The 2651-nt window shown below is 48.0% G+C and carries 3 protein-coding genes and 1 pseudogene; 2 read left to right on the top strand and 2 right to left on the bottom strand.

What is annotated here, in order from left to right:
• Both tsf and rpsB read right to left on the bottom strand, forming a co-directional pair.
• Nucleotides 1–366, bottom strand: a 366-nt coding sequence (gene tsf / locus SD53_RS12495) for a translation elongation factor Ts (protein ID WP_046520547.1), incomplete at its 3' end; no start/stop codon positions are given.
• A 120-nt stretch (nucleotides 367–486) separates the two neighbouring features.
• Nucleotides 487–1215: a 30S ribosomal protein S2 gene (gene rpsB, locus SD53_RS12490; RefSeq protein WP_046519525.1), complete on the bottom strand. Its 729-nt coding sequence runs from the start codon at nucleotides 1213–1215 to the stop codon at nucleotides 487–489.
• A gap of 252 nt (nucleotides 1216–1467) precedes the next feature.
• On the opposite strand from rpsB, the pseudogene map reads away from it, so the two are divergent.
• Together map and SD53_RS19050 are read left to right on the top strand one after the other, a co-directional pair.
• Nucleotides 1468–2058, top strand: a pseudogene (map, locus tag SD53_RS18770) (type I methionyl aminopeptidase); the annotation flags it as partial.
• Between the two features lie 150 nt (nucleotides 2059–2208).
• On the top strand, nucleotides 2209–2651 hold a 443-nt coding region (locus SD53_RS19050), incomplete at its 3' end, for a DbpA RNA binding domain-containing protein (protein ID WP_436197676.1).

The following is a 2651-nucleotide window of genomic DNA, read 5'->3' as shown; positions in this document are numbered from 1 at the left end:
TTCTTCCACAGTGCTGTCGCCCAGTTGAGCTGCTGACAGCTCTTCTACAGTGAACAGCTTGTTGGCATGAGCCAGATCAGCAGCAGCGTTAGCAAAAGCCAGGAAGCTTGCGTCACGGCCGACGAAATCTGTTTCACAGTTAAATTCGATAGCTACTGCATAACCACCGCCAACGCGGGTGATTACAGTACCTTCAGCAGCAATACGACCTGCTTTCTTGGCAGCTTTAGCCTGACCATTTTTACGCATTAATTCGATTGCGCCTTCGATGTCACCTGCAGTTTCTTCTAACGCTTTTTTGCAGTCCATCATGCCAGCGCCAGTGCGCTCGCGTAATTCTTTTACTAAACCGGCAGTTACAGCCATGGGAAGTTCCTCACAAAATTTTTTCGTGGACAAACAGGGGCAAATGCCCCTGTATGTTTAAACCTGCTTTATACCTGTCCTGGATGTAGCCTTGATGACAAGGCTACAGAGACAATGCAATTATTCAGCAGCGACGAAGTTTTCAGATTCAGCCTGAACTTCGATGTTTTTGCTGCGGCCTTCAGTGATGGCCTGGTTGACTGCGCCCAGGTATAACTGGATAGCGCGGATAGCGTCATCGTTACCAGGGATCACAAAGTCAACACCTTTAGGGTCAGAGTTCGTATCAACGATAGATACTACTGGGATACCCAGGTTGTTGGCTTCTTTAATTGCAATGTGTTCGTGGTCGGCATCGATCACAAACAGAACATCAGGCAAGCCGCCCATGTCTTTGATACCGCCTAAGCTTTTTTCCAGCTTGTCCATTTCACGGGTACGGTCTAAAGCTTCTTTTTTGGTCAGCTTGTCGAAAGTACCGTCCTGGCTCTGAGATTCCAGGTCTTTTAAACGCTTGATAGACTGGCGAACAGTTTTCCAGTTCGTCAGCATGCCACCCAACCAGCGGTGGTTTACATAGTACTGGTCAACTTGCAAAGCAGCTTCTTTGATCGCTTCAGAGGCAGCGCGCTTAGTACCAACAAACAGGATTTTGCCTTTTTTAGCAGCAACAGACTGAATGAAAGCCAGAGCATCGTTCATCATTGGAACAGTTTGTTCCAGGTTGATGATGTGAACACGGTTACGAGCGCCGAAAATGAATGGCTTCATTTTTGGGTTCCAGTAACGTGTTTGGTGACCGAAATGTACGCCCGCCTGGAGCATATCGCGCATAGAAACTTTTGCCATTATAAATATTCCTTAGTAATGGGGTTGGGCCTCCATACACCCCATAAAACCGACTGAAACTCAATGAGTTGCAGCACCCCGGCTTATGTGTCGATGTATGTGTGTTGTTTAGTTAATTGCAGTTTTAATCTGCGTTTTGCGTTTTTGACAGAATCTGATTTGCCAAATCGCGGCGCGCTTTATACCATAAGCACCCTTGAAACACAATGAAATGTGTATTTTTACAGCTATTCACAGCAAGAGAGAGATGGCATGGCCGCGATTATTAAAACAGCAGATCAGATCGAAAAAATGCGTGTGGCAGGCAAACTGGCCGCCGAAGTATTAGAGATGATTGAGCCATACGTCAAAGCCGGTGTCACCACCGAAGAGCTGAACACCATATGCCATAACTATATTGTCAATGTCCAGCAGGCTATCCCTGCCCCGCTGAATTACCACGGTTTTCCAAAATCGATTTGTACTTCCGTCAATCAGGTGATTTGTCACGGTATTCCTTCACCGGAGAAAAAACTCAAAGACGGCGACATTATTAATATCGACATCACAGTGATTAAAGATGGTTACCACGGCGACACCTCAAAAATGTTTGTGATTGGCAAACCGAGCATCATGGCTGAACGCTTAATTCGGGTGACTCAGGAATGTCTGTATAAAGGCATCCGTAAAGTGAAAAACGGCGCCCGTGGCTATGCCGTTGCTTGCTTAAACGGTGATATGAACCAGGCTCACCGCGAACAAACCATCCGTCGTTTAAAAGCCGATCAACTGGACGTGATCGTAGCCACAGACGTTGCTGCTCGTGGTCTGGACGTAGAACGTATCAGTCTGGTGATCAACTATGACATTCCATACGACAGCGAAGCTTATGTGCATCGTATTGGTCGTACCGGTCGTGCTGGTCGTGAAGGTAAGGCGATACTTTTCGTATCACCACGTGAACGCCGTTTGCTGCGCACTATCGAACACGCAACTCGTCAGCCGATTGAAAAAATGTCGCTGCCTACCGGTCAGGTGATCGAACAGCGTCGTATCGAAGCGTTCCGCGCTCAGTTAGCTCAGACCATCGAAGCGAAGAATTTAAGCTTCTTTATGGATCTGGTAAACGATTGGCGTGAAAAGCTGGAAACGACAGATATCGATATGGCTGCTGCCTTGTTATATCTGGCGCAGAAAGACCAGCCGTTAAACGTTGCATCTCAGTTCCCGGAAATCCGTGAGCCCCATAGCCGCGACCGCGATGACCGTGCAGGTGGCCGTGATAAATTTGCCCGTGGTGACAGACCAGAACGTTCTGGTGATCGTGCTGAGCGCGGCGATCGTCCTCCACGTCCACGTCGTGAGTTAAAAGGTGACTACACCAACTACCGTATTGAAGTGGGTAAAGAGCATGGCGTGCGTGCCGGTGACATCGTTGGTGCTATCGCCAATGAAGC

This window comes from Rheinheimera mesophila, from assembly GCF_000986865.1.
In the GTDB taxonomy this organism is placed as follows: domain Bacteria; phylum Pseudomonadota; class Gammaproteobacteria; order Enterobacterales; family Alteromonadaceae; genus Pararheinheimera; species Pararheinheimera mesophila.
The sequence above is the reverse complement of the archived record's forward strand: the minus strand, read 5'-3'. Positions and strand labels throughout refer to the sequence as shown.

Excerpts from the sequence above, each read along its gene's own strand:
- rpsB (WP_046519525.1), bottom strand. The coding sequence starts at position 1,215 with ATGGCAAAAGTTTCTATGCGCGATATGCTCCAGGCGGGCGTACATTTC.